Origin of the sequence: Thioalkalivibrio thiocyanodenitrificans ARhD 1, from assembly GCF_000378965.1 — a bacterium.
Taxonomy (GTDB): Bacteria; Pseudomonadota; Gammaproteobacteria; order Ectothiorhodospirales; family Ectothiorhodospiraceae; genus Thioalkalivibrio_A; species Thioalkalivibrio_A thiocyanodenitrificans.
Map to the genome: position 1 here is coordinate 259181 of NZ_KB900536.1, position 302 is coordinate 259482.

Consider the following 302-nt stretch of genomic DNA (forward strand, 5'->3'; position numbering starts at 1 on the left):
TCTGGTCCATGGGTGATGTTTGACTCCAAGGCATGGGGCACCTCCTGGGCTGCCCCGGATTATCATCCAACTGTCACCCATGTCCCCAGACTATACTGTTACCCATGTATCCAGACCGTACCGTGGTCTTCTAACAAGTCGCTGCAGCCGACCCCGCTAACGCGCGGCGGCTGAGCTAAAGCGTTAGCGCGCCGCGCAAAGCGTGGCGCATCTGGTCGGGTGAGAGTCCCGACATGGTAAGGGTGAACCACCCACCATTACCGAGTGTTGCGCCTCTGGCGGAACGGTGCCTTGGTCACGAA